Source organism: Myxacorys sp., assembly GCF_059501405.1.
This window is the reverse complement of sequence record NZ_JCACCM010000062.1, coordinates 1-2301: the sequence shown is the minus strand read 5'-3', so window position 1 is coordinate 2301 and position 2301 is coordinate 1. Positions and strand designations below refer to the sequence as shown.

General features: G+C 44.5%; 4 protein-coding genes. 2 read left to right on the top strand and 2 right to left on the bottom strand.

Annotation, left to right across the window (positions count from 1 at the left end; all coding sequences use genetic code 11):
* Positions 1-325: 325 nt before the first annotated feature.
* The gene (locus AC5I6P_RS06460; RefSeq protein WP_495692930.1) at positions 326-532 is read left to right on the top strand and encodes a hypothetical protein; all 207 of its coding nucleotides are present in this window, start codon (positions 326-328) and stop codon (positions 530-532) included.
* 183 nt (positions 533-715) lie between these two features.
* Here AC5I6P_RS06460 and AC5I6P_RS06455 read toward each other — a convergent pair whose 3' ends face one another.
* Together AC5I6P_RS06455 and AC5I6P_RS06450 are read right to left on the bottom strand one after the other, a co-directional pair.
* Positions 716-904, bottom strand: coding sequence for a deoxyribodipyrimidine photo-lyase (locus AC5I6P_RS06455; protein WP_495692929.1), 189 nt, complete (start codon positions 902-904; stop codon positions 716-718).
* Positions 901-1245, bottom strand: coding sequence for a hypothetical protein (locus AC5I6P_RS06450; protein WP_495692928.1), 345 nt, complete (start codon positions 1243-1245; stop codon positions 901-903). Before AC5I6P_RS06450 ends, AC5I6P_RS06455 begins: the two co-directional genes overlap by 4 nt.
* 750 nt (positions 1246-1995) lie before the next feature.
* On the opposite strand from AC5I6P_RS06450, the gene AC5I6P_RS06445 reads away from it, so the two are divergent.
* Positions 1996-2253 (top strand): transposase family protein, encoded by a 258-nt coding sequence (locus tag AC5I6P_RS06445; RefSeq protein ID WP_495692927.1) that lies wholly within the window; start codon positions 1996-1998, stop codon positions 2251-2253.
* Positions 2254-2301: the final 48 nt, after the last annotated feature.

The following is a 2301-nucleotide window of genomic DNA, read 5'->3' as shown; positions in this document are numbered from 1 at the left end:
TGAATTTGGACGGGCGGTTTGACTGATGAATCCCCATGTCTAGAACACGACCATCCGCTGGGAGAAGAAGCCAGAACACTACTTAGCAATGCTCCATTTATCGTGTGCTTGCATTGTGGTGCGGGCAATTCAGGTTTTCGGCTAGGCTCTTAATCTCAAGAAGCGAATCATCCCAGCGAAGCGGATAGTGTGCCTATTTTAATCGTCGATAGCAGCGATGGTTGTGAAGGTTAATTTGAATGCTGAACTTTCTTTAACAACTCTGCATCACTATGTAATGTAGGTTAAGACATGTAAGTTAAATAGAGAGGTGTAACAATCGATTGTGAATTTAAGAATAAATGCATTAACGGTTTTAACAGCAGTTACAGCCGTATTGCCTGCTTGGGCGCAACAGCAGAAAGCCTATCCGTTTCAATGTAGCGGTGGCAAGAGTTTTCAAGCCGTGTTTTCAGCAGAACAAGCGATCGCAACAATCGGAACTTTGAAGATTTGCAATACGCTAAACTCTACAATTTCAAAACCCATGTAGGACAAACGACCTATAAATCTTGTGGTAGCTTGACTTAGATACTAATAGGTAGCCTTGAAGTACTGCTCTAAGCCACAAATAAAGCAAGCTAACTATTAGACTGAAACGTTCTACCTAAGTCCCAATTGAGAATGGTAAGGCAGAAACTTCTGCTGCATTCCCAATCTGGGATATTTAGGCTGACTATCGCTCGAAACCTGCGCGATCGTAACACTCCAGCATAAACGCCACCTGCATGGGTGGCGTTTGGAATAATGCAGCGCAACCAAACTTGACTATCGGATCTGCCGGGAGCCGTGACACGGCGCGATGCAACGGAGCATGATCACTGATTCGTAAACCTCGACGAAACCAGACGATCGTAGATCTCATGAATTCGCTTCGAGATAGTGATTCACGTCTTCGACGACGCGAGTCAGTTCAGCTTCGGTGCTAAGGCGAATGCGATCATCTCTCAGAGTGACTAATACCTTTGCGGCAAACGGAGACGCCCAAATGTTGGGATTACAAAAAATTTCTAAAAATACATCTCCGGTGTGCCGATACTCGATCGGTTCTCGCGCCGCCGCTTTACTGCCGGGAGCCGTTGTGGTCGCAGTTGCTTTCAAGCTTTCCATCAACTGCATCAGGGCAGATTTTAGATCTTGAGCGGCTTCTAGCGAAAAGCCAAATGACACAGAACCTTCAACCAAATTGAGCGTAAGTTGAGACATGGAAAAAATAGGGGGTGTGTTATCTCAATTATTGTAGAAGGGTGTGGGCTGTGAGGAAGCGAAAATAGTTTGAACGGACGTTGGGCTATTTCTAACTGCAAACTATCCACAACAAGCCGTGCCTGTTCAGACTGCCGTTTTAGCGAATTTGGCTTGCTGTCAGAGGCAGCAGTTGCGAATGCTGTCATTAGTTGTTCTGAGTTATGAATAGCTGTAAGCCATAAGGTGTAAAGGTTTTAGGGATATTTACAATTTCTGGATCTACACTAGGAACGATTAGCGCAAAGCGCAACTTTGGGAAAAATGGCTCTGCCAAACTCCGTAAGATCGCAGATCAAATGTACAGTGACTAATTGAATGTCGCCGTGACAAATTAGTGTCGTCAGGCTATATTTCCTATCCAGCAGGAGTTTCGGGGGAAGTAGCACATTTTTGAAGGCTTTCAAGCACTATAATCTTGTGACAAATTAGCTGTCGTGTTGCAAATTTATGACAAATTAGCTGTCGTGTTTCCTCTAGCTACTAAATCGGGTCAGTGACAGATTAACTGTCGTCATCCGATAATTATGTCATTCTATTGGGCAACACTAATTATTAGACTTAATCGGCAATAGCTTAATCTAGAAGACATATAGTTATTCTCGCTCGAAAGCTGAACCGCCTGCCATGTTGAGCTACAGCAGGTAATGTCAGGTTAACCGGAATGTAGAATAATCGTACTGGTTCAACGTTGATCGCACCGACTTGCCGATGTATTCCCGTCATCGATTCCCTGGCGAAATTATTAGCTACTGCGTTTGGCTCTACTACACTTTTCCCTTGAGCTACCGGGATATCGAGAAAATGATGCTGTATCGGGGGGTGAAAGTCACCTACGAAACGATTCGAGAGTGGTGTCAGAAATTCGGACAGCGATATGCGAATCAGCTTCGGCGCAAACGCCCCTACATCACGGACAGATGGCATCTCGATGAAGTGGTGGTGACGATCAAAAAGCAACAATATTAGAGTTGTCGGGAAATAAAAACAAAGGTAGCTAACATGACCTTTCAAGTT

Coding starts and splice junctions, on each gene's coding strand:
- AC5I6P_RS06445 (WP_495692927.1), top strand. CDS start 1,996: ATGTATTCCCGTCATCGATTCCCTGGCGAAATTATTAGCTACTGCGTT.
- AC5I6P_RS06455 (WP_495692929.1), bottom strand. CDS start 904: ATGAGATCTACGATCGTCTGGTTTCGTCGAGGTTTACGAATCAGTGAT.
- AC5I6P_RS06450 (WP_495692928.1), bottom strand. CDS start 1,245: ATGTCTCAACTTACGCTCAATTTGGTTGAAGGTTCTGTGTCATTTGGC.